The sequence below is a fragment of the Shewanella waksmanii ATCC BAA-643 genome (genome assembly GCF_000518805.1).
GTDB lineage: Bacteria > Pseudomonadota > Gammaproteobacteria > Enterobacterales > Shewanellaceae > Shewanella > Shewanella waksmanii.
The window spans coordinates 40,772-62,522 of the sequence record NZ_KI912500.1 but is presented as its reverse complement, the minus strand read 5'-3'; the positions used below and the strand labels follow the sequence as shown (position 1 = coordinate 62,522).

General features: G+C 45.9%; 21 protein-coding genes and 2 tRNA genes. 6 read left to right on the top strand and 17 right to left on the bottom strand.

Features of this window, described 5'->3' with window-relative positions; translation table 11 throughout:
- Window positions 1-118: 118 nt before the first annotated feature.
- The 10 genes from L865_RS0122385 to leuS all read right to left on the bottom strand — a co-directional run bounded on the left by L865_RS0122385 (window position 119) and on the right by leuS (window position 10,692).
- A complete protein-coding gene (locus L865_RS0122385) occupies window positions 119-904 on the bottom strand; it encodes a septal ring lytic transglycosylase RlpA family protein (protein WP_028775261.1) in 786 nt (261 codons plus the stop codon).
- 1 nt (window position 905) lies between these two features.
- Window positions 906-1,913: a lytic murein transglycosylase B gene (gene mltB, locus L865_RS0122380; protein WP_028775260.1), complete on the bottom strand. Its 1,008-nt coding sequence runs from the start codon at window positions 1,911-1,913 to the stop codon at window positions 906-908.
- A gap of 14 nt (window positions 1,914-1,927) precedes the next feature.
- Complete coding sequence (gene rodA / locus L865_RS0122375; protein WP_028775259.1) at window positions 1,928-3,034, bottom strand: rod shape-determining protein RodA; 1,107 nt, start codon at window positions 3,032-3,034, stop codon at window positions 1,928-1,930.
- Window positions 3,034-4,887 carry a penicillin-binding protein 2 gene (gene mrdA, locus L865_RS0122370; protein ID WP_028775258.1) on the bottom strand — a complete coding sequence of 618 codons (1,854 nt, stop codon included), beginning with the start codon at window positions 4,885-4,887 and terminating at the stop codon, window positions 3,034-3,036. Before mrdA ends, rodA begins: the two co-directional genes overlap by 1 nt.
- A 75-nt stretch (window positions 4,888-4,962) precedes the next feature.
- On the bottom strand, window positions 4,963-5,433 hold the full coding sequence (gene rlmH / locus L865_RS0122365; RefSeq protein WP_028775257.1) for a 23S rRNA (pseudouridine(1915)-N(3))-methyltransferase RlmH: 471 nt from the start codon (window positions 5,431-5,433) through the stop codon (window positions 4,963-4,965).
- Window positions 5,433-5,762, bottom strand: coding sequence for a ribosome silencing factor (gene rsfS, locus L865_RS0122360; RefSeq protein WP_028775256.1), 330 nt, complete (start codon window positions 5,760-5,762; stop codon window positions 5,433-5,435). The genes rlmH and rsfS overlap by 1 nt, the downstream gene beginning before the upstream one ends.
- Before the next feature lie 170 nt (window positions 5,763-5,932).
- On the bottom strand, window positions 5,933-6,559 hold the full coding sequence (nadD, locus tag L865_RS0122355) for a nicotinate-nucleotide adenylyltransferase (RefSeq protein WP_028775255.1): 627 nt from the start codon (window positions 6,557-6,559) through the stop codon (window positions 5,933-5,935).
- A gap of 1 nt (window position 6,560) precedes the next feature.
- Window positions 6,561-7,592 (bottom strand): DNA polymerase III subunit delta, encoded by a 1,032-nt coding sequence (holA, locus tag L865_RS0122350; RefSeq protein WP_028775254.1) that lies wholly within the window; start codon window positions 7,590-7,592, stop codon window positions 6,561-6,563.
- Entirely contained in the window at window positions 7,592-8,086 is a 495-nt protein-coding gene (locus L865_RS0122345; RefSeq protein ID WP_028775253.1) for an LPS-assembly lipoprotein LptE, read from the bottom strand. The genes holA and L865_RS0122345 overlap by 1 nt, the downstream gene beginning before the upstream one ends.
- A 26-nt stretch (window positions 8,087-8,112) precedes the next feature.
- Window positions 8,113-10,692, bottom strand: a complete 2,580-nt coding sequence (leuS, locus tag L865_RS0122340; RefSeq protein ID WP_028775252.1) for a leucine--tRNA ligase — start codon at window positions 10,690-10,692, stop codon at window positions 8,113-8,115.
- A gap of 120 nt (window positions 10,693-10,812) precedes the next feature.
- Between leuS and L865_RS0122335 the strand changes: the two genes are divergently transcribed.
- On the top strand, window positions 10,813-11,313 hold the full coding sequence (locus L865_RS0122335; protein WP_028775251.1) for a zinc ribbon-containing protein: 501 nt from the start codon (window positions 10,813-10,815) through the stop codon (window positions 11,311-11,313).
- Between the two features lie 9 nt (window positions 11,314-11,322).
- On the opposite strand, the gene L865_RS0122330 is transcribed toward L865_RS0122335, so the two are convergent.
- The 7 genes from L865_RS0122330 to L865_RS24395 all read right to left on the bottom strand — a co-directional run bounded on the left by L865_RS0122330 (window position 11,323) and on the right by L865_RS24395 (window position 17,792).
- A complete protein-coding gene (locus tag L865_RS0122330) occupies window positions 11,323-11,802 on the bottom strand; it encodes a prepilin-type N-terminal cleavage/methylation domain-containing protein (protein WP_028775250.1) in 480 nt (159 codons plus the stop codon).
- A gap of 16 nt (window positions 11,803-11,818) precedes the next feature.
- Window positions 11,819-13,366 (bottom strand): apolipoprotein N-acyltransferase, encoded by a 1,548-nt coding sequence (gene lnt, locus L865_RS0122325; protein WP_028775249.1) that lies wholly within the window; start codon window positions 13,364-13,366, stop codon window positions 11,819-11,821.
- 34 nt (window positions 13,367-13,400) lie between these two features.
- Window positions 13,401-14,279 carry a CNNM family magnesium/cobalt transport protein CorC gene (gene corC / locus L865_RS0122320; protein WP_028775248.1) on the bottom strand — a complete coding sequence of 293 codons (879 nt, stop codon included), beginning with the start codon at window positions 14,277-14,279 and terminating at the stop codon, window positions 13,401-13,403.
- Window positions 14,280-14,304: 25 nt separating this feature from the next.
- Window positions 14,305-14,772 carry an rRNA maturation RNase YbeY gene (gene ybeY, locus L865_RS0122315; RefSeq protein ID WP_028775247.1) on the bottom strand — a complete coding sequence of 156 codons (468 nt, stop codon included), beginning with the start codon at window positions 14,770-14,772 and terminating at the stop codon, window positions 14,305-14,307.
- The gene (locus L865_RS0122310) at window positions 14,762-15,805 is read right to left on the bottom strand and encodes a PhoH family protein (protein ID WP_028775246.1); all 1,044 of its coding nucleotides are present in this window, start codon (window positions 15,803-15,805) and stop codon (window positions 14,762-14,764) included. Before L865_RS0122310 ends, ybeY begins: the two co-directional genes overlap by 11 nt.
- 149 nt (window positions 15,806-15,954) lie before the next feature.
- Complete coding sequence (miaB, locus tag L865_RS0122305) at window positions 15,955-17,379, bottom strand: tRNA (N6-isopentenyl adenosine(37)-C2)-methylthiotransferase MiaB (RefSeq protein ID WP_028775245.1); 1,425 nt, start codon at window positions 17,377-17,379, stop codon at window positions 15,955-15,957.
- A 98-nt stretch (window positions 17,380-17,477) separates the two neighbouring features.
- Window positions 17,478-17,792: a hypothetical protein gene (locus L865_RS24395; protein ID WP_051484764.1), complete on the bottom strand. Its 315-nt coding sequence runs from the start codon at window positions 17,790-17,792 to the stop codon at window positions 17,478-17,480.
- Between the two features lie 212 nt (window positions 17,793-18,004).
- Between L865_RS24395 and L865_RS0122295 the strand changes: the two genes are divergently transcribed.
- The 5 genes from L865_RS0122295 to L865_RS0122275 all read left to right on the top strand — a co-directional run bounded on the left by L865_RS0122295 (window position 18,005) and on the right by L865_RS0122275 (window position 21,749).
- Entirely contained in the window at window positions 18,005-19,144 is a 1,140-nt protein-coding gene (locus L865_RS0122295; RefSeq protein ID WP_051484772.1) for an FAD-dependent monooxygenase, read from the top strand.
- A gap of 356 nt (window positions 19,145-19,500) precedes the next feature.
- Window positions 19,501-20,088, top strand: coding sequence for an aminoacyl-tRNA hydrolase (pth, locus tag L865_RS0122290; RefSeq protein ID WP_028775243.1), 588 nt, complete (start codon window positions 19,501-19,503; stop codon window positions 20,086-20,088).
- Window positions 20,089-20,157: 69 nt separating this feature from the next.
- Entirely contained in the window at window positions 20,158-21,249 is a 1,092-nt protein-coding gene (gene ychF / locus L865_RS0122285; protein ID WP_028775242.1) for a redox-regulated ATPase YchF, read from the top strand.
- A 276-nt stretch (window positions 21,250-21,525) separates the two neighbouring features.
- Window positions 21,526-21,602: transfer RNA gene (locus L865_RS0122280), tRNA-Met, on the top strand.
- 65 nt (window positions 21,603-21,667) lie between these two features.
- Window positions 21,668-21,749 (top strand) — tRNA-Leu (locus L865_RS0122275).
- The last annotated feature ends 2 nt before the right edge of the window (window positions 21,750-21,751 follow it).

Here is a 21,751-nt window from a genome sequence, read left to right as displayed (position 1 = left end):
TCTTATTGGGTTGAATGCGAAAAATAAGCTGAGATTAGCGCGAGTATACCATTAGTCGACCAGTGAAATCAGTGAAGGTTCATTAATCTTTGGCTAACTGAATGATAATTTACTCGGACTACTCGGTAACAATATAGCTTTGTGGGTAACCGTTTTGCTTAAGCTCTTGGTTGAGCTTAGTCGCCAACTGTTGTTGGCCGATGGGACCAAGCTGTAATTTGTACAAATTACCTTGGGTGATAGTGCGCGCATCGACCGAGTATTGGCTTTTAAGTTTTTGCGCCAAATTGTCGATTCGTTGTTTATCAGACGACGCAACGATTTGAATAAAGTGTTGCTGCTGCGGATCTTTGAGTTGTGCCAGTGCCATCGATTCTGGACTCTCTATATAGATAACTGCAAGCTCGACGTTAGCAGTGCCGGTTTTTAACATATCTAAACGATGCGCTGCGGCATAGGATAGGTCGATAATACGGTTGTCATGGAAAGGCCCGCGATCATTAACTCGCACAATCACGCTCTTGTTATTGGCAACATTGGTCACTTTAACATAGCTAGGTAAGGGCAATGATTTATGTGCGGCAGACATGGAGTACATATCATAAGTTTCGCCGTTGGAAGTTAAATGACCATGAAACTTAGCGCCATACCAAGAAGCAACCCCTTTTGCCTCATACCCTTTACCGGTTTCGAGGACGCGATAAGTTTTGCCAAGCACTGTGTACTGACTTTTGTTGCCTCCTCGACTATAGGGCTCATATTTAGGATGGGCATCTTCAACTTTAGAGACATCCGGTGCATGAGTTGGGGCTTTATCATTGGACATGCTATAGCGGCTACTCGAGCTGCTGGAGCAAGCGCTTACCAGTAAGATGAGCGTCATTATTACGACGAGTTGTTTCATGTTACTTTGCCTCAAAAGCGGCTTGTAGCTGCTGACTAAATTGATAGACCGCCATGGCATACAATGGGCTACGGTTGTATCGGGTGATCACATAAAAGTTGTTGAGCCCTAACCAGTACTCATTGTTATCAGCCTGCTCCAATTCAATCACGATGGCTTTTTGAGTCACATCAATATCGGTTGATTGTTGCAACGACGCGGTTGGAGAAAGAATGTCCTTCACTTGGTAGTGAGGCTTCTTGTTGTCCCACAGCTTAATGTTGTCAGAGCGCGGGTCGTCTGTTAACGCTAAGGTCACTGGCGCTCCGCGCTGCCAGCCATGTTGGTGGAAGTAGTTAGCCACACTACCAATAGCATCTTCTGTGCTATTGAGCAGATCGCGTCTGCCGTCATTATCAAAATCCACGGCATAAGCACGATAGCTAGAAGGAATGAACTGACCAAAACCCATCGCGCCGGCGTAGGACCCTTTGAGTTGATTAATATCGAGTTGTTCCTCTTCAACCAACTTTTGCAAATGACCAAATTCGCGTCTAAAGAAATCGGCGCGTGGCGTGTAGTAAAAGCCTAAGGTAAATAGTGCATCTTTTACTGGGTAGTTACCCATATAGCCGCCATAGAAGGTTTCAATACCAATAATGGCGACAATGATTTGTGGATCCACATTAAATTGGTCAGCGGCTCTGGTGATGGTTGCTTCATGTTGCTGCCAAAACGCCAAGCCTTTTTCTAGGCGTTTTTCCGTCAGAAAGATAGGGTAATATTGGTGCCAGGGCTTGGCTTCCCATGGGGTGGTAATCGCATCAATGACTTTCTGCTCATATTGGGCATTGTTGAAGTAGTCTTCAATCGCTTGCTCACTAAAGCCTTGCTGTTGCTGAGCGGTAAAAAATGCTTGTTTAATTTCACTAATATCACCATCAGCGGGGATCACATTAGCGGTTGATAAGGCTGAAAAACTCAATAGCGCAAAAGACAGTGGCGCAAACAGTTGGGTGGCTAATTTCAACGTTCAATCCTTTATTATCTATCTATAAAACGACGATGGGTATGAATACTCATCAGAATGCCAAAACCTGTCATTAATGTCAGCATCGACGTACCACCATAACTGATTAATGGTAAGGGAACACCTACTACTGGCAATAAGCCGGAGACCATGCCGATGTTAACGAAAATGTAGACAAAGAAAGTTAATATAATACTGCCAGCAAGCAGACGGGCGAAACTGGTTTGTGCCCGCGAAGCAATAACCAATCCACGACCTATCACGTATAGATATAGGGCCAGTAAAATAAGACTGCCTATTAAGCCGAACTCTTCACCAATCACCGCAAAAATAAAGTCAGTATGACGCTCTGGCAGAAATTCCAGTTGTGATTGTGAGCCCTGTAACCAACCTTTGCCAGATAGGCCGCCGGAGCCAATCGCAATTTTAGACTGGATGATATGGTAACCAGCGCCGAGTGGATCTTTTTCTGGATCAAGTAAAGTTAGTACTCGGGTTCGTTGATAGTCGTGCATTAAGAAGAACCACAGCACTGGCAGCATCGCTAATACACCGCCGACAAAGGTGCCGACAATTCGCCAGCTCATACCGGATAAAAACAGCACGAAAATGCCCGAAGCGGCAACCAAAATAGAGGTGCCTAAATCTGGTTGTTTAGCAATTAACAACGTTGGGATTAACAAAATCACCCCTGCACCTAGCAAGTGGCGCTTTTTCGGCGGAAGTGGAAATTTACTGATATACCAGGCCATGGTGATAGGGAATGCCAGCTTGATGAGTTCTGAGGGCTGGAACTCCATAAAACCCAGGTTGAGCCACCGCTGTGCCCCTTTATTGATCTCACCGAAGAAGTGCACGCCAAGTAGCAAGATAATACCCATGATATATATGGGAAAGGCCCAACGTTTCAATACCTCTGGATTGATTTGCGCAACCACAAACATGATGCCTAGCGATAGGCCTATGCGCACTAACTGTCGCTCAAGTAGGGCTGGGTCTTCTCCACCTGCGGAGTAGATAACCACTAAGCCATAAGCCATCAGCGCGAGCAGACCGATTAACAGTGGCAGATCAATATGCAGGCGTTGCCAAATATTCGGTCTTTGATTATGGCTGCCCATTATTGCGTTCTCCAAGAGTCACGAAGGATATATTCGTCCAATAAAGCGCGGGCTACTGGGCCGGCATTCGCGCCACCCCAACCCGCATTTTCTAACACCACAGCTAGGACTATCGTGGGATTTTCATAAGGGGCATAAGCAATAATGAGCGCGTTGTCGCGGAGATGCTCTGCAACCGTGTCGGCATCGTATTTTTCATCTTCTGCGACACTAAATACTTGGGCGGTACCGGTTTTCATCGCTGCGGTGTAACCGGCGTCAACAAAGCGCGATTTATGGGCGGTATTTTTCATCGATTCATTAATGATGTCCCAGTTCATTGGGTTGTTTAACTCAACAGGTGCCATCTCATCAATAGGGGTATCGATTTTAGCCGTACTGTCTTTTATCGATTTAAGCAGGTGCGGTACATAGCGCTTACCTTTATTTGCCATAATGGCCGCCGCATTAGCCAATTGCAGTGGTGTGGTCGTCCAGTATCCTTGGCCAATGCCAACGGATATGGTGTCACCAATATACCAAGGTTGGTTGTAGCGCATTCGCTTCCAATCTCGCGATGGCATAATGCCGGCAGACTCTTCAAATATATCGACCCCGGTGCGCTCGCCAAAGCCAAAGTGTTGCATGAAGTTTGAAATCTTATCGACACCTGTTTTGTATGCTAAATCATAAAAATAGGTATCACATGAATCAACAATTGCCGTGTTAACATCAACCCAACCATGGCCCCAACGTTTCCAGTCTCGGTACTTTCGTTCTACACCGGGGATCTGCCAGAAACCGGGATCCCACACACGGGTTTTCTCGGTTATGGTTTGCTCTTCTAGGCCCAGTAAAGCGATATGGGGTTTGACGGTAGAGGCTGGCGCATATTGACCTTGTGTGGCGCGGTTAATTAATGGGCGTGATTTATCATTGAGCAGCGCGCTGTACGCTTTAGAGCTAATGCCGTGTACAAATTGGTTAGGATCATAGCTTGGACTTGAGACCATCGCTAGAATGCCACCATCTTGCGGGTCAATCGCCACAATAGAGCCGCGGCGACCATTGAGGATCTCCATTGCTTTTTGCTGTAGCTTTAAATCGAGTGTTAAATAGATATCTTGCCCAGGTTCTGGCTCAACCGACTTTAAGGTTCTAATGGTACGCCCGCGGTTATTGACCTCTTCCTCTAGGTGTCCAGGCTTGCCATGGAGTAAGCTTTCATAGAACTTTTCAATGCCTTGTTTACCAATATCATTAGTGGCGGCATAGTTTTTCCATTCGCCTGACAGTTGTAAGGTGTTTTGATCGCGGTCATTAATGCGCCCTACATACCCAAGCACATGGGTCATTAGTCCATCATGGGGATAATGGCGTTTGAGGCCTGCCTCGACCGAAATTCCTGGGAAATCATGTTGATTGACGCTGAACTCGGCAACATCAGATTCGCTGAGGCGATTTTTAATCGTTAAAGGCTTGAAGCGGCGATGATATTTAAGTGAGTCAATAATGTCTTGCTGTGCTTCTTCATCCAGTTCAATAACTTCACTTAATGCGTCCAGTGTGGCTGGAATATCTTTGACTTTCTCTGGCACCATCTCTAATGAGAAGAAGGGCTGGTTTTCAGCTAATAACTGCCCGTGTCTGTCGTAGATCAGTCCACGGCTTGGCGCGACTGGCACGACACGAATTCGGTTATCGTTAGAGCGGGTATCGTAGTCTTTAAATGAAAGAATTTGCAGGTGATATAAATTGACCAACAGCACCGACAGTAACAGGACAACACAGACAAATGTGAAGATGGCTCTACGTTTAAATAGCGAGGCTTCGGCTGCATGGTTGTGCATTGCCATGCGTTTTCTTGGCGCCAATTATACCGTCTCCAATTGTGTTCTAAAACAGGGCTTATACAGCATACCCGCCCATGAGTACTGATAGCAACAGGGCTACTCTCTATGATACGGGTGGTTGTTATTTATGCTCCAAGCACGATATAGGCTTTCTGCTACCAGCACCCGCACAAGTGGGTGAGGCATAGTTAAAGCCGATAAACACCAACTTTGACTGGCGGCTTGTTTACATGCAGGGGCTAGACCTTCTGGGCCACCGATGAGCAGAGACACGTCTCGGCCATCGAGTTGCCAGCGGTTAAGTTGAGTCGCTAGTTCAGGTGTCGTCCAATTTTTCCCTGGCAAATCAAGACTTACAATATGATTGCCTTTCGGAATCGCAGCTAACATCTGCTCTCCCTCTTTATGCAGAATACGGGCGATATCTGCATTTTTGCCTCTTTTTCCTGCGGGGATCTCAATCAATTCAAAAGCCATATCTCGAGGGAAGCGGCGTTGATATTCTTCAAATCCTTGGGTGACCCATTTGGGCATGCGGGTCCCGACAGCGACTAACTGTAACTTCATTATTCTGGCTTGGCAGACCACAGCTTTTCAAGCTGATAAAAGTCGCGGGTTTGATCTTGCATGACGTGTAAAATCACATCACCTAGGTCAACTAATACCCACTCGCTACTATCGCGGCCTTCTACACCATTGATATGGATATTGGCTCGCTTAGATTCAACTACCACATTTTCAGCAATTGCTCTAACGTGAGTTTTAGATGTACCTGAACAAACTACCATAAAATCAGTAACATTAGACTGATCGCTCACTTCAAGAGTAACGATGTCTTTGGCTTTTAAATCTTCGATTTTGTCTATGACAAACTGCTTTAGCTCGGCGCTTTGCACGCGTATTTCCTCATTCATTTCAAACAGCGAAGCAGTATAACAGGTTCTATAGGGTCTGTAGATCTTTTGGATTGATTTTTACCATGAATGATTGCTGTGTCATCAATACTGAGCTTGCCACTCAATTGCAGCAGATATGAAAGTGATGTTTTATCATCACACTACATAAATTAGCAATACAAATTATGCTGTTTGATGTACTGGCTAACTGAGGTGGGGAGGGCGTCATCAATAGTTTGATTTTCAGCCAAATGGGCTCTAATGCTGGTTGAGGAGTATGGTTGCTGGGTAATGCTAGCCAATACAATGCCACCACAGCGTTGGTGCTTGAGGGCCGCAGTCGTTATTTGACGTTGTTTAAGCTGCTGCGCCATCAGGCTGTTTGGTGCGAGCTGCCAGCCTTGGCGCTCACATACGGCGATATGGCAATAATCGAACAGCGACTGCCAACAATGCCATTTGTCGAGGTTAACGAATGAGTCCGTTCCCATGATAAAAACAAAGGTGTGCTGTGGATATTCATCGACCAGTTGTGCCAACGTTTCAGCACTGTATGAAGGACTGTTTCGCTGGGCCTCAATAGCGCATAACGCCAGCTGCGGATAGTCTTCGGTGACTAAACCGACCATGGCCAACCTGTCTTCAGTGCTCGTGTGGGTGCCGGCTTTGTGCGGCGGAATATGATTGGGCATCAGCCACACTTGGTCTAACCCTAACTGCGCTTGTACTTCAATCGCAGGGCGAATATGTCCATAGTGGATTGGGTCAAATGTGCCACCTAGTATGCCGATGTGCATATTAATCGAACTCGATATGCGCAAGCGACTGGTGGGCGCGTGGGTCAAATAGCAAACATAGATGGCTGATGGCAACCCAGTCTTCTGCGCCATGTTGTTTCAGTTTACGCTCAATGCTTGAGGTGACGGCGAGCATATGTTCTATTTGCGTGCGCTCTAAGCGCTGCAATGCGCCTTGATAAAGGCTCTTACGTTTATCCCATATGCGCATTTTCTGCCATAGGCTTTGCAGTTGTTCGCCGCGATCTTGTGCCGATTTTAGGGTGAGCAAACTGCTTAGCTCTTTAAACAGACTCCAAAGTAAAATCGGTAGAGCGACCCCTTCAGATTGCAATTGGCTGAGGATATGCTGAGCTTTTTCTTGCTGGTTGGCGAGTAACGCATCGGCGAGTTGGAATACTGAAAAGCGCGATTGGTCCTCAAAATAAGCCGATAGTTGCTCGGTGTTTATTATCTCATTTGGGCTTAATAGACTGAGTAGTTGCAAGGCTTGATCGGCAGCAAGTAAGTTGCCCTCATAAAGTGCGGCTAACATACTCCGAGCGTCTGGACTCAGGTTCAGTTTGAAATGATTGATGCGTGTGTCTAACCAACGCTGAAATTGAGGTCCTTCAGGCGTGGTACATGGCACATATAGGCCATCACTATCGAGCAGTTTAAACCACTTGCTTTTAGTTTGTTCCGCCGCAAGCTTCGGGCCTTTAATCAGTAAAATCGTATCAGGGTTCGGTACGTCAAGTAACTGTTTAAAGGTCTTGCTGCCATCGGCACCAGGCTTACCTTGTGGGAGTGTCAGTTCAATAATACGGCGGCTGGCAAACAAACTCATTGATTGCCATTCGTCAACTAAGCTTGACCAATCAAAACCGGACTCTTGATACAGCTGCACGTTTTCATCAAACCCTTGACTGCGTGCGCTACTGATGATTTGGCGACGCGCTTGGTCTGTCAACCAAGGGTCATCGCCAAAGATTAAATATACCGCCTTAAGCGGATTGAGCTGTTTAGCAAGCTGATCTGGGTAAACCCGCATTACTCAGTCTCAAGTGAGGCAAGCGTTTGGATCATCTGATCTGCGGCTTGAATGCGCATCTCTTTAAGTAACAATTCCATCTCGCGGCTTTTTGCCAATGCGGTACGCGGATCGTCAAGATAATCGCGATGGATATCAACCGTAAAAGGCTGGATTTCCTGCTGAGGTAACTTTACCGCAAATGTGACGTGGTAAGTTAACTCATATTCTGCCACGTTACCGGTTGGATAGAGCGATAACGTTGAGCGATCAAGTGAGTCTTTAATGATGCGTAACTGAGCTACGTCATCACCTTGCTCAACTAAGGCGATACTACTAAGCCTTAGGCGTTCACGGACTAGACGACTTAGCTCGCTGTACTCATCAGGGCTGCTTAAATGGAGTGTTTTAAGCTCTTCTGGAATCGAGTAACTACGTTGAAGTTTAAAGCCACAGCCAGCACTGAGCAAAATGCTCAGTGCTAACAGGGCGAAACATAAGCGTTTAATTAGCATAAGCTACGCATTCGTTCCTTTGGTTATTAGTTAGCTACAATATTAAGCAGCTTACCTGGGACATAAATCACTTTACGTACGGTTTTGCCATCGGTGTGCTTTTGCACGCCTTCTTCAGCAAGCCCTGTTTGCTCAACTTGCTCTTTAGTGGCATCAGCTGGCACGGTGATTTTAGCACGAAGTTTACCGTTAACTTGTACGATAATCAGCTTACTGTCTTCTACCAAAGCCGCTTCATCAACTTCTGGCCAAAGTGAGTCTTCAATAGCACCCTCATGCCCTAACTCATTCCATAAGCTAAAGCTTGTGTGTGGAATAATAGGGTAGAGTAAGCGTACTACAGCTGACAGCGCTTCGTTTAACAATGCACGGTCCTGCTCTGTCGCGGTAGGCGCCTTTTGCAGCTTGTTCATCAGCTCCATAATCGACGCAATGGCAGTGTTAAACATCTGACGACGTTCTACATCATCACCGACTTTAGCGATGGTTTTGTGTAGTTCGCGACGTAGCGCCTTTTGATTGTTATCTAATGATTTAACATCAAGTGCTACCGTTGCGCCGATTGCGACGTGATCGTGTGCTAGTTTCCACAAACGTTTGATGAAACGATGAGCACCTTCAACGCTCGATTCTTGCCATTCCAAAGTAAGCTCTGGCGGCGCAGCGAACATCATAAATAGACGCACAGTATCAGCACCGTATTTATCCACCATCTCTTGTGGATCAATACCGTTATTCTTCGACTTAGACATCTTGCTCATGCCGGTATAAACCAACTCGTTACCATCGCTATCAACAGCCTTGGTTGTACGGCCTTTATCGTCAGTTTCTAATACTTTAACCTCAGAAGGTGCAACCCATACACGGGCGCCTTTTTCATTGGTGTAGTAATAAGCGTCTGCCAATACCATCCCTTGAGTCAGCAGGCGCTTAGCTGGCTCGTCTGAGTCGACTAGGCCAATATCACGCAGCAGCTTGTGGAAGAAACGGAAATACAATAGGTGCATGCAAGCATGTTCAATGCCGCCAATGTACTGGTCGACAGGCAGCCAGTAGTTAGCTTTAGCAGGATCAAGCATCTGGTCGGCATCAGGGCTACAGTAGCGCGCATAGTACCAAGATGATTCCATAAAGGTATCGAAGGTATCCGTTTCTTTAAACGCTTCTTGACCATTAACGGTGGTCTTAGCCCACTCTTTGTCTGCTTTGATTGGGCTTTGGATGCCGTCCATGACCACATCTTCTGGCAATACAACAGGAAGCTGATCTTCTGGCGTTGGTATAACACTGCCGTCAGCCAAGGTCACCATTGGAATGGGGGCACCCCAGTAACGCTGGCGAGAAACGCCCCAGTCGCGTAGACGGAAGTTAACTTGGCGCTTGCCTTTACCTTCGCTAGATAGTTTGGCATCAATTGCATCAAATGCCGCTTGGAAGTCTAAGCCATCAAACTCACCAGAGTTAAATAGCACACCTTTTTCGGTGTAGGCTTCTTCACTGATGTCGAGTTCACCATCGACTGGTTTAATTACGCCTTCAATTTCAAGGCCATACTTATTAGCAAATTCATAATCACGCTGATCATGGCCAGGTACCGACATTACCGCACCGGTACCGTAGTTCATCAACACAAAGTTCGCAGCCCAAACAGGAACCAATTTACCTGTTAGTGGGTGAATGGCTTTAAGGCCTGTATCAACGCCTTTCTTCTCCATCGCAGCCATTGCGGCCTCGGTGGTATCAGCGTTTTTACATTCTTCAATAAATGCTGCAAGTGCAGGGTTGTTTGCTGCCGCTTTCTCTGCCAATGGATGGGTGCCAGCAATAGCAACGTAGGTCACGCCCATCACAGTGTCAGGACGGGTAGTGTAGATATCAAACGACTCATCACTGTCTGCGACTTGGAAGGTCATCTCGATGCCTTCACTGCGACCAATCCAGTTGCGTTGCATGGTTTTAACTTGCTCTGGCCACTCGTCTAGCTTGTCGATATCGCTTAGCAGCTCGTCAGCATAGTCGGTGATCTTAATAAACCACTGCGGGATCTCTTTTTGCTCAACGCTGGTATCACAGCGCCAGCAAGCACCGTCGATAACTTGTTCGTTAGCCAATACGGTTTCATCGTTTGGACACCAGTTAACCGACGAGGTCTTTTTATACACTAGGCCTTTTTCATACAGCTTAGTGAAGAACCATTGTTCCCAACGGTAGTATTCTGGTGTACAGGTGGCAATTTCACGTGACCAGCCATAGCCAAAGCCCAGCATTTTTAGCTGGTTTTTCATGTAATCGATGTTTTCATAGGTCCAAGGCGCTGGCGCAGCCTTATTTTTAATCGCCGCATTCTCAGCAGGCAGACCGAATGAATCCCAACCAATCGGTTGTAATACATTTTTACCTTGCAGGCGCTGGTAACGAGCAACGACATCACCTATGGTGTAGTTACGTACGTGTCCCATATGCAGTCGACCCGATGGGTAAGGGAACATAGAAAGGCAGTAATATTTTTCTTTGCTCTCGTCTTCGGTGACTTCAAATGTTTTTTTGTCTTGCCAGTGCTGTTGCACCTTAGCTTCAATCTCAGAAGGTAAATATTGCTCTTGCATTGATGTTTCCCGGCCAGGCCGCCTATTATTTGATCTTGCGCACTTTCCGCGCGAGTTAGATCTGCATAGAATAAACTAGAAGTGAGTCATTAAAAAGGTTCGCATTAAGGAGTATTTAACATGAGTGAACGAAGTTCGGAACTACTGTCGCTTTATGAGGCTCTGATTGCGCAAGTTAAATCAGAATATTTGTCTGATAACTCTATGACTGTAAAGGAGTTATATAAGACTGTTACTACTAGTAAACAATTCTTGGCATTGAAGGAGCAAACTAAATCCGACGAGCTTGCATTAGTCGAACAATTTTTAAAACGTGACATCGCCAACTACTTACAAGAGAAAAATGCCCACGATTTAGGTCATAGCCCCACGTTAATCGCTGTTGAAAATACATTATGGCATTGGCTAAGTGAAATCACAGACCGCAGTCAGGTCGAATGGCACGAAGTTGCCCAAGATTTTAAACATCAAGGGGTTTACCAAAGCGGCGAAATTGTCGGGCAAGGTGTGTTGATATGCACCGGCTGTAACCACGAAATGAAAATTGAGTTTCCCGGTGTGATCCCTGATTGTCCGCAATGCGACAGCGAGGAGTTTATCCGTGAAGCGCTAACGCCTTAATTTTATCGATTAACAACCGGTTTCATTAGTGGTGTATTGCGGACCACTGGTTTCATTGGCTTGTTGATAGCGGAAATAGCATTGGTCGTCAGTGACCTTGCCGTCGCCGTTATCATCATAGCCAATGTAGGTGAAATGTATCCCTTGATACTCGATGACGAAAATATCGTCTAACTCCAACCATTTTTCTATATCGGTATTGTCCAAGTAACCACGTAGCAGGCGAGTATCGATTGTACCGTCACCGTCTACATCTATGTCTAACAGGTCACTACGGCCAGAAACGGCTTGGCTGCTCAAGCTAGGCATTTGTGATTTGGCGTATACCAAGCTATTCGCGGTTTTAGTGCTTGTTTGGATTTGGTTTATGGCTTCAATTTTGGTCTCACTGCTTAATCCGATAAACTTGGGCGTAGCAACAACCGCTAAAATCGCCAAAACAACAATGACAACGACAAGCTCAACGAGCGTAAATCCATTTAACTTCATGGGACAGCGATTTCTCTTAACTAGTTAATTTGCGGCGATAAGCTTTTATGGTGGCAAACATTAATGCCAGTGTACAAAATAGCAATACTGGCCATTCACCTAGCCGGGTATACCAAGTGGTGCCACTGACAAGGGGCACGTTAGCGGTCAATACTCCAGTTTCAAACTGTGGCAGCTGGTGGGTAATTTCACCATATTCATTAGCTACAGCCGTTACACCATTGTTAGTGCCTCGCAGTAGTGGCCTGCCAAATTCTATGGCGCGCATTTGGGCCATTTCCATATGCTGCAGCGGGCCGTTTGAACTACCAAACCAGGCATCATTTGACACTGTCAGCAACAGGTCGGTTTGCTCGGTAATATTGGCTCTAACTTGCTCTGAAAATGCGATCTCAAAGCAGATAGCGGGGGTCAATTGGTAACCTAAAGCACTGAGGTTGGGTTGCAGGTAGTCGCCCCGTGCAAACGATGACATGGGCAAGTTGAAAAACGGCGCGAGTGGTCGTAGTAAGTCTTCAAGTGGTACAAATTCCCCAATGGGCAATAAATGATGTTTACGGAACTCGTTGCTACCGTCACCCACGTAGCTGGCATCTACTTGCTGTTTTTCATCGTAGTTACCGAGCACGATGAGTGAGTTATAAAAATCTTCGTTACGGTAGCCAATAATGCCGGTGATGATCGCGCTGTCATTGAGGTTCGCCACTTTGTTAGCGTTATCTAAAAAGTCTTTCACTAAGTATTCAGGCGCCGGAATCGCGGCTTCAGGCCAAATGAAAATATCGGTTTCAGCCAAAGACTGGCGCGATAAATCCATGTATTTGACCATAGTTGGCCATAAGGCATCGGGCTCCCACTTCATACTTTGGGCAATATTGCCTTGCACCAATGCCACATTAACACTGTCGCCGTTGCGGCTAATGGGATCGGTTTGTACCACGGCGTAAGTACTTAACGCTAACATCGCAGTTATTGCTATTAGAGGTTTAAACTGCTTATGCAGCGTTAATGCTAGTGTGCCGGCAAGCAGTGCAATGAGATAAGTTAAGCCAAGTGCACCTATAACACTGGCTAACGGCGCCAATGGTCCATGGGTTTGGCTGTAGCCGGCCCAAAGCCAAGGAAAGCCAGTTAACACCCAGCCTCTAGCCCACTCAAGTACAACCCACCATGCAGGGAACAGCAATAAATTACGCCAAACAACATTGAGTGCGTACTTCTGACTCAAATAGCCGGCAATTGCAGGGTACAAAGCGAGATATAAAGCCAGCAATGCCATGAGGGCAATGGAGGCGATAAGTGGCATACCGCCGTAGTCGGCCATACTGACATGCACCCAGCTTATGCCAACACTGAAGCAGCCAAAGCCAAAGCTGAGCCAATACTTAAATGCTTGCTTAGGCGTTAATGTTTGGCTTTGCCATAGGCCAACTGCAAGTGCAATGACATAAATCGGCCAGTAGCCATAGGGAGCAAAAGAGAGCGCCGTACTGGCACCGACTAAGTAGGCGATAAGATATTTTATTATCGGATGCAGGCCTGTTAGGCGGCTAAATAGTCCCATGGAGCTCTCTTGTAAAACGGTGGAGGTAGAGGCTCTATTGAGCCTCTGATTCTTGAGGTTGTACTTCTGGAAGCTTTACTCGAAGTTGAATTAAGCGACGTGTATCAGCGTTAATCACCTTGAACTCGATATTTTCGATAGTGATTTTTTCATTGCGGGCCGGTAAATGACCAAACGCATGAGAAACCAGACCGCCTACCGTATCAAACTCTTCATCGCTGAATTCTGTATTGAATGTCTGATTGAAGTCTTCGATAGGTGTCAACGCTTTGAGCATATACACTTGTTTGCTGATTTTTCTGATTTCAGTTTCTTCAGCCGAGTCATGGTCGAACTCATCTTCAATATCCCCGACGATCTCTTCGAGAATATCTTCAATGGTCACTAGACCTGACACGCCGCCATATTCATCAACTACGATGGCCATATGGTAGCGTTGTGAGCGAAACTCTTTAAGCAATACATCAACTCGCTTGCTTTCTGGAACGACGACAGCGGGGCGAATAACTTGCGTAAGCTCAAATGGCTCATCACTGTTTTTGAAACCGTATTGAATTAAATCTTTGGCGAGTAATATGCCTTCAATATGGTCTTTGTCTTCATTGACCACTGGAAAACGCGAATGCGCTGAACTGATCACAGTTGAAAGTAGTTCTTCAACTGAGTTATCGATTTTTAGTGCCACAATTTGTGCCCGCGGGATCATGATGTCTCGCACGCGCAAATCTGATACCTCTAAAACACCTTTTATCATTTCGCGAGTATCTTCGGTTATGACTTCACGCTGCTCAGCATCGTGTATCACTTCCACTAATTCGTCGCGACTTTGAGGTTCGCCCTGGAATAACTGACTTACTTTTTCTAACCAGCCCTTCTTTTGGGCGTTGGTACTCGGTGGGATATCGTCACTCATAATATTCTCGTGGTCAGCTGACCTACTATTGTTCCTTATATGGATTTTCAAAGCCTAACTGCTGAATTAAAAGGGTTTCTAATGATTCCATTTCTTCAGCTTCATCGTCTTCAATATGGTCATACCCTAGCAGATGGAGACAGCCATGTACAACCATGTGCGCCCAATGCGCTTGCAAGGTTTTCTTTTGTTCAATTGCTTCATTTTTAACCACTGGAGCACAGATTACAAGATCTCCAAGCAAGGGAATCTCAATTTCTGGCGGTGCTTCAAATGGGAAAGACAACACGTTAGTAGGCTTGTCTTTGCCACGGTAGCTGTGGTTTAGGCTTTGGCTCTCTTGCTCATCAACAATTCTGATGGTCAATTCAGCCTGTGCCATAGTGTCTCTGAGCGCGGTTTTGACCCAAAGTTCAAAATTTTCACGCTCAGGAAGCTGTGGATCGTCAATAGCGTATTGCAGATCTAAATCAAGCTCGAGATTATGCGTCATGGGAGCTCGACTCTGCTTGTTTATACTGGCTCTCGCGTTTGGCTTTTTCGCTGGCGAGTTGATGCTCATGCTCTTCGTAAGCTTCGACAATACGCGCCACAACTGGGTGACGAACAACATCTTTAGCTTGGAAGAAGTTAAAGCTGACTTCCTCGACTTTATTAAGCACTTCTATCGAGTGGCGTAGCCCTGATTTTTGGTGTTTAGGTAAATCGATTTGGGTGATATCGCCGGTGATCACCGCCCGAGAATTAAAGCCAATCCGGGTTAGGAACATTTTCATCTGTTCTACCGTGGTGTTTTGGCTTTCATCCAAAATGATAAATGCGTCATTTAAGGTACGGCCGCGCATATAGGCTAGCGGGGCAACTTCAATGACATTGCGCTCAATTAGGCGCTCAACCTTTTCAAAGCCAAGCATCTCAAATAGTGCGTCATATAAGGGACGTAGATAAGGGTCGACCTTTTGGCTTAAATCACCAGGTAGAAACCCGAGCTTTTCGCCAGCTTCAACGGCGGGGCGGGTCAGCAAAATACGGCGCACTTCTTGGCGCTCAAGCGCATCGACAGCCGCTGCAACCGCAAGATAAGTTTTACCGGTACCAGCAGGACCAATACCAAAGGTGATGTCATGACGAACGATATTGGCGACATAATCACTTTGATTGGGGTTGCGAGGTTTAATCACACCGCGTTTAGTCTTGATATACAGCTCTTTGTCATCACGAGGCGTTTCTGCTTCTAATGCAACCGCTTCTTGTATTGCGACATGAACGGTATCAGGCTCTAAATCAGGTGTTGAACCTTGAACAGGCTGAGTTTCTATATAAAGTTGCTTTAGCAAGTTATTGACGGTTAGGCAGTTCCTTGCTTGACCCACAATCTGGAAATGATTATTGCGGTAGTTGATTTCAACCCCGATACGACGTTCCAGTTGCTTTATGTTGTCATCAAAAGGGCCGCACAAAGAAGCGAGGCGCCGGTTGTCTGATGGCTCTAAATATAGGTTCAGTGTGGTTAACTTATTTGACAAAAATATGGCTCCGAATGACTCATCAATGTCTTAATGATTACAGTTTACGAGCCAAGCGGTGCAAATGCTAACGCTAATTTGTGTCTCGCAAACGTACTGAGCGAAAAAAAGGCAGCTCAATGCCGCCTTTTTTCACCGTGACTCAACCCTTAAGGTTTAAACTGAGTGACGCCAAGATCATCATCTTTTTTATGCTTAGCTAAAATATCTGATGGGCGTAGGTCACGACGTAAATCCATTTCATCTTCGCCACGGATAAATTCGCCGCGCAGTGAGTTGGTATATACATCGACAATTTCAACATCAACAAAGCTACCAATGTGCTTATGAGAAGCTTCAAAGTTAACCACGCGGTTGTTTTCTGTGCGGCCGCGTAATTCCATTGGGTTTTTAATTGATGGGCCTTCTACCAAGATGCGCTGTACTGAACCTAGCATATGACGGCTATAACGCAGTGCTTGCTGGGTTATACGGTCTTGTAGTATCGCTAAACGCTCTTTTTTCTCGGCCATTGACACATCATCAGGCAAGTCTGCTGCCGGTGTACCAGGGCGCGCGCTATAGATAAAGCTAAAGCTGTGGTCAAATTGCACATCTTCAATGAGTTTCATGGTGTCGGCAAAATCTTGTTTTGATTCACCCGGGAAACCAATAATAAAGTCAGAGCTGATCTGGATATCAGGTCGCGCTTTACGTAGACGACGAATAATCGACTTATATTCAATGGCCATGTGGCCACGTTTCATCTGGGTTAAAATTAGATCTGAACCTGATTGAACCGGTAGATGCAGGAAGCTCACCAACTCAGGGGTGTCTTCATAGACGTCAATGATGTCTTGAGTAAATTCAATTGGGTGGCTGGTGGTAAAACGTAATCGGTCGATACCATCGATAGCCGCGACATAGCGTAATAGCTCAGCAAAGGTACAGATATCATCGTCATGCGTTGCGCCACGATAGGCGTTAACGTTTTGGCCTAAAAGGTTGACCTCACGTACACCTTGCTCAGCAAGTTGCGCAATTTCCAAAATGACATCATCGAGCGGTCGGCTGACTTCTTCACCACGGGTATAAGGCACAACACAAAACGAGCAGTATTTGCTGCAACCTTCCATAATGGACACAAAAGCACTCGGACCTTCAGCACGTGGCTCAGGCAAACGGTCAAACTTCTCAATTTCAGGGAAGCTGACATCAATCACGGCTTTGCCACCTTGCTGGATTTGGTCAATCATTTCCGGCAAGCGGTGCAAGGTTTGTGGGCCAAAGATGAGGTCGACACATTGCGCCCGGTCTTTAATCGCTTTACCTTCTTGCGACGCAACACAGCCACCCACACCAATAATAAGATTGGGATTCTTATCTTTTAGTGTTTTCCAGCGACCAAGCTGATGGAACACTTTCTCTTGCGCTTTTTCGCGAATAGAGCAAGTGTTAAGCAGCAGTACGTCTGCTTCTTCAGCTTCTTCAGTCAAGGTATAACCTTGATAATCATCTAGTAGGTCTGCCATTTTTGATGAATCATATTCGTTCATCTGACAGCCCCATGTCTTAATATGGAGTTTTTTACTCATTACTCTTGCGCCACTAGTTGCAACCATGGGAAAAATAGCGCGACATTCTACCCTGTCGTTGGTTAGCTGACCAGCTTTTACACTAAGTAAGCGGTAAATTACTCACTCTTGCGTTGCGTAGTTAGGTGCCTGCTTGTGGCAACACTTACTTGTTTATCATCTTGATTCAGGTAGTTGGCGGCAAGTTGTGTAGAAATTTCACGCGCATCGTCCAAAATTCCTTGCTCCACTTCCCATCGCTGCAGTGCCAAGGTTTCTTGGGTATACAGATATAGGGCATAATTAACTGGATCACGGTAAGTGACAGTCATGGTTTCCATGGTATTGGTTTTAATCTCAGCCTGAACACCAGTTGATAGTGTGGCGGTTAAGAGTATCATTGCCATGGATAATGTCTTTGCAAGTGGTTTCATCTGTCTCTCCTTAACGGGTCGAACTTTGAATGAAATCCAAGTGTAAAGCAGCAATTGATGTGTTTTATGTCGCCATTGTAAGTAAGTGTGAGAGATGACGGTATAGCAACATCTTCTGACCGATTGAATAAATTTGACATATTTTGTCTCTTTGGAGAGAAGTTAAGGTGACGCAAGCATTGCAAAAAGATGTAGTTGTCGTTGGTGGCGGCATGGTGGGAGCAGCAGCTGCTATAGGTTTAGCTAAGCTAGGTTTATCGGTGGCAGTGGTCGATGCGTTTAAACCGCAACAATATGATCCGGCTCAGGCAATAGATATTCGAGTATCGGCTATTAGTGTCGCCTCTGAGAGTCTACTTGAGCAGCTAGGGGCGATGCCTTATTTATCTCAAATGCGTAAAGCGCCTTATCGTGGACTCGAAACCTGGGAACTCGATGATTGTATAACCCAGTTTCATGCCGATCAAGTCAGCTCTACTCACCTAGGACACATTGTCGAAAACCGCTTGATTCAGTTAGCGTTGTGGCGCTGCTTTGAGCATGACTTGGACATTACCCTTTGCTGTCCTGCCAAAGTCAGTCAGATAGAATATAGTCAAGATGGCGTTGAATTAACCTTAGATGATAATCGTCAAATAGCGGCTAAGTTGCTGGTGGGCGCAGATGGTGCTAACTCTCAAGTTCGCCAATGGGCCAATATCGGACTCACCGGCTGGGATTATGGGCAAAGTGCGATGCTGATAAACATCGATACTGAGATTGACCAGCAAGATGTCACGTGGCAACAGTTTACCCCCTCAGGCCCTCGTTCACTGCTGCCTTTACCTGGTAAACACGCATCTTTAGTCTGGTACGATGATGCCGCGCGGATCTCACAGCTGGCCAGTATGAGCAATCTCCAACTTGCAGAGCAAATTAAGCAGCACTTTCCTGCCCGCTTAGATAGACAGTTTACGGTTTCTAATAAAGCCAGCTTTAAGCTGACTCGGCGCCATGCCCAGCGATACTATGCCGATAATTTAGTGCTTATTGGCGATGCGGCTCATACTATCAATCCGCTAGCAGGGCAGGGGGTTAACCTTGGCTTTAAAGATGTCGCTGCATTAATCAATGTGATAGAGCAGGCACAAGACAGTGGTGAGCCTTGGTGGCAAACTGCGACATTACAACAGTATCAGCGAGGTCGCTATTACGACAATCAGCTAATGATGTCGACTATGGACCTTTTCTACGCCAGTTTTAGCAATGACTTTACGCCACTAAAGCTATTACGCAATGGCGCATTAAAACTGGCCAATATTGACGGCCCCGTTAAGCGCCAAGTGCTTAAGTACGCAATGGGTTTACAATAGGCAGTATTGATAGCGGCGCTCAACATTGGCACTCAGTCATATAAGCTTGGCGGCATAACCTTAGCGCTATAACCTTAGCTTCAAAACCTAAGTGCTAGTTCATGCCTCACAAACGACTAATTTGTTCCAACATTTTAGGCCAGCTAGCTTTTCCTTGCTGTTGTTCTGGCAAACATTCGCTTTAGTGTTGATTTATACTCTCAATACAAAGGGCTAATTGCCCTTTGTAGCTTGGCTTTTATTGACCTGATTGTCGGCTTGGGATAGCGACCGCGATAACAGATTTGTTGCCAAGTAGATTGAGTGCTAAAATGCCGCGTTTTATTGCGACTGCTACTAAGAGAATTAGCGCTGTTATGAGTAATATTAAGTTAATCGTTGGACTTGCTAACCCCGGTGAGAAGTATGACCGCACTCGTCATAATGCGGGGGCATGGTATGTCAACGAGCTTGCCAGAACCTGTGGTGTTAGCTTAGTACCTGACAGCAAATATTATGGCCTCAGCGCACGCGTTACGTTGCAGGGTAAAGATGTCAGGTTGCTGATCCCAACCACCTTCATGAATTTGAGTGGTAAGTCAGTCGGGGCACTCGCGAACTTTTTTCGTATAAAACCTGAAGAGATTTTGGTCGCTCACGATGAGCTAGACATGCCCCCAGGTGTAGCAAAGTTTAAGCTCGGTGGAGGGCATGGTGGACATAATGGCCTGAAGGATATAATTGCCAAGCTTGCTAATGACAAGGGTTTTTATCGATTACGGATTGGCATTGGCCATCCGGGAGATAAAAACTTGGTTAGCGGGTTTGTGTTAGGTAAAGCTCCGGCGTCTGAACAAAACCTGATTGATGAGGTGATTGACGAAGCCGTGCGAGCAACAGAGATATTGTTTAAAGAAGATATGAGTAAGGCAATGCATAGATTGCATTCCTTCAAAGCGGGTTAAATTAAGCAAGGCGATAGCATTGCGATGTTTTCGGCGCTATGCCGTTATTAATTGATTAAAGGTAAAAGTATGGGTTTTAAATGTGGCATCGTTGGCCTGCCAAACGTAGGTAAATCGACTCTGTTCAATGCATTGACAAAGGCGGGTATCGAAGCTTCTAACTTCCCGTTTTGTACAATTGAACCAAATACTGGTGTGGTACCGGTACCGGATACACGCCTAGAAGCGTTAGCCGCTATCGTTAATCCTGAGCGCGTAATGCCAACCACCATGGAGTTTGTTGATATTGCGGGCTTGGTTGCCGGTGCCTCTAAAGGTGAAGGCTTAGGTAACAAGTTCCTAGCCAATATCCGTGAAACCGATGCAATTGGTCACGTGGTACGTTGTTTTGAAGATGACAACATTGTCCACGTTGCTAACAAAGTATCGCCAGCAGCCGATATTGAAGTGATCAATACAGAGCTAGCATTAGCCGATTTAGATTCTTGTGAGCGTGCTATTACTCGTCAAGCTAAAAAAGCAAAAGGCGGTGATGCCGATGCTAAGTTTGAAGTGACAATCCTTGAAAAAATGCGTCCTATCTTGGATGAAGGCAAAATGCTACGTTCAATGGAATTGACTAAAGAAGAGCTTGAAGCAGTACGCTACTTGAATTTCTTGACGTTAAAACCAACCATGTACATTGCTAACGTATCGGAAGATGGTTTTGACAATAACCCACACTTAGATGCCGTTAAAGCGATTGCCGCTGAAGAGAACGCTGTGGTCGTTGCGGTGTGTGCAGCCATTGAATCAGAACTGGCTGAAATGGACGCTGAAGACCGCGATGAGTTTATGGCTGACCTTGGCTTAGAAGAGCCAGGTTTGGACCGTGTTATTCGTGCCGGCTATCAGCTACTTGATTTGCACACTTATTTCACCGCGGGTGTTAAAGAAGTCCGTGCATGGACCGTGCGCGTCGGTGCTACTGCGCCGCAGGCAGCAGGTGTGATTCACACCGATTTTGAGCGTGGATTTATTCGTGCACAAGTGATGGCCTACGATGATTTCATCGAATATAAAGGCGAAGCTGGCGCTAAAGAAGCGGGTAAACTTCGTGTAGAAGGTAAAACTTACATCGTTAAAGATGGCGATGTGATGCATTTCTTATTTAATGTCTAAATAAAAGTGCCAAATTGGCGTTTTTTCGTCAATAATAATAACGGTTCAATCATTTGATTGGGCCGTTTTTGTTTTTAATTGGCGTGTAATAGCGGCAGTGATAGCGAGTAGAGCAGCGAATTACAGCGATATTTGTCCATCTGCTGCTCAGTTTGGTGAAGTTATAGCCGAACAAGCGAGATAGTTTAAAATAGCGAAAAAAAGCTGTTGACCTGCATACGCTGAATAAGCATAATACGCCCCGTTCCTCAGCAAGAGGGGCATGTAATAAAAGATGGCAATGTAGCTCAGCTGGTTAGAGCACAGCACTCATAATGCTGGGGTCGCAGGTTCAAGTCCCGCCATTGCTACCATCTTCTATATAAGTAAATTACTTAGTGGAAGCATCCTTATCTTGATGTAAAATAGATAACTCCGTGCGGGAGTGGTGGAATTGGTAGACACGCCAGATTTAGGTTCTGGTGCCGCAAGGTGTGAGAGTTCAAGTCTCTCCTCCCGTACC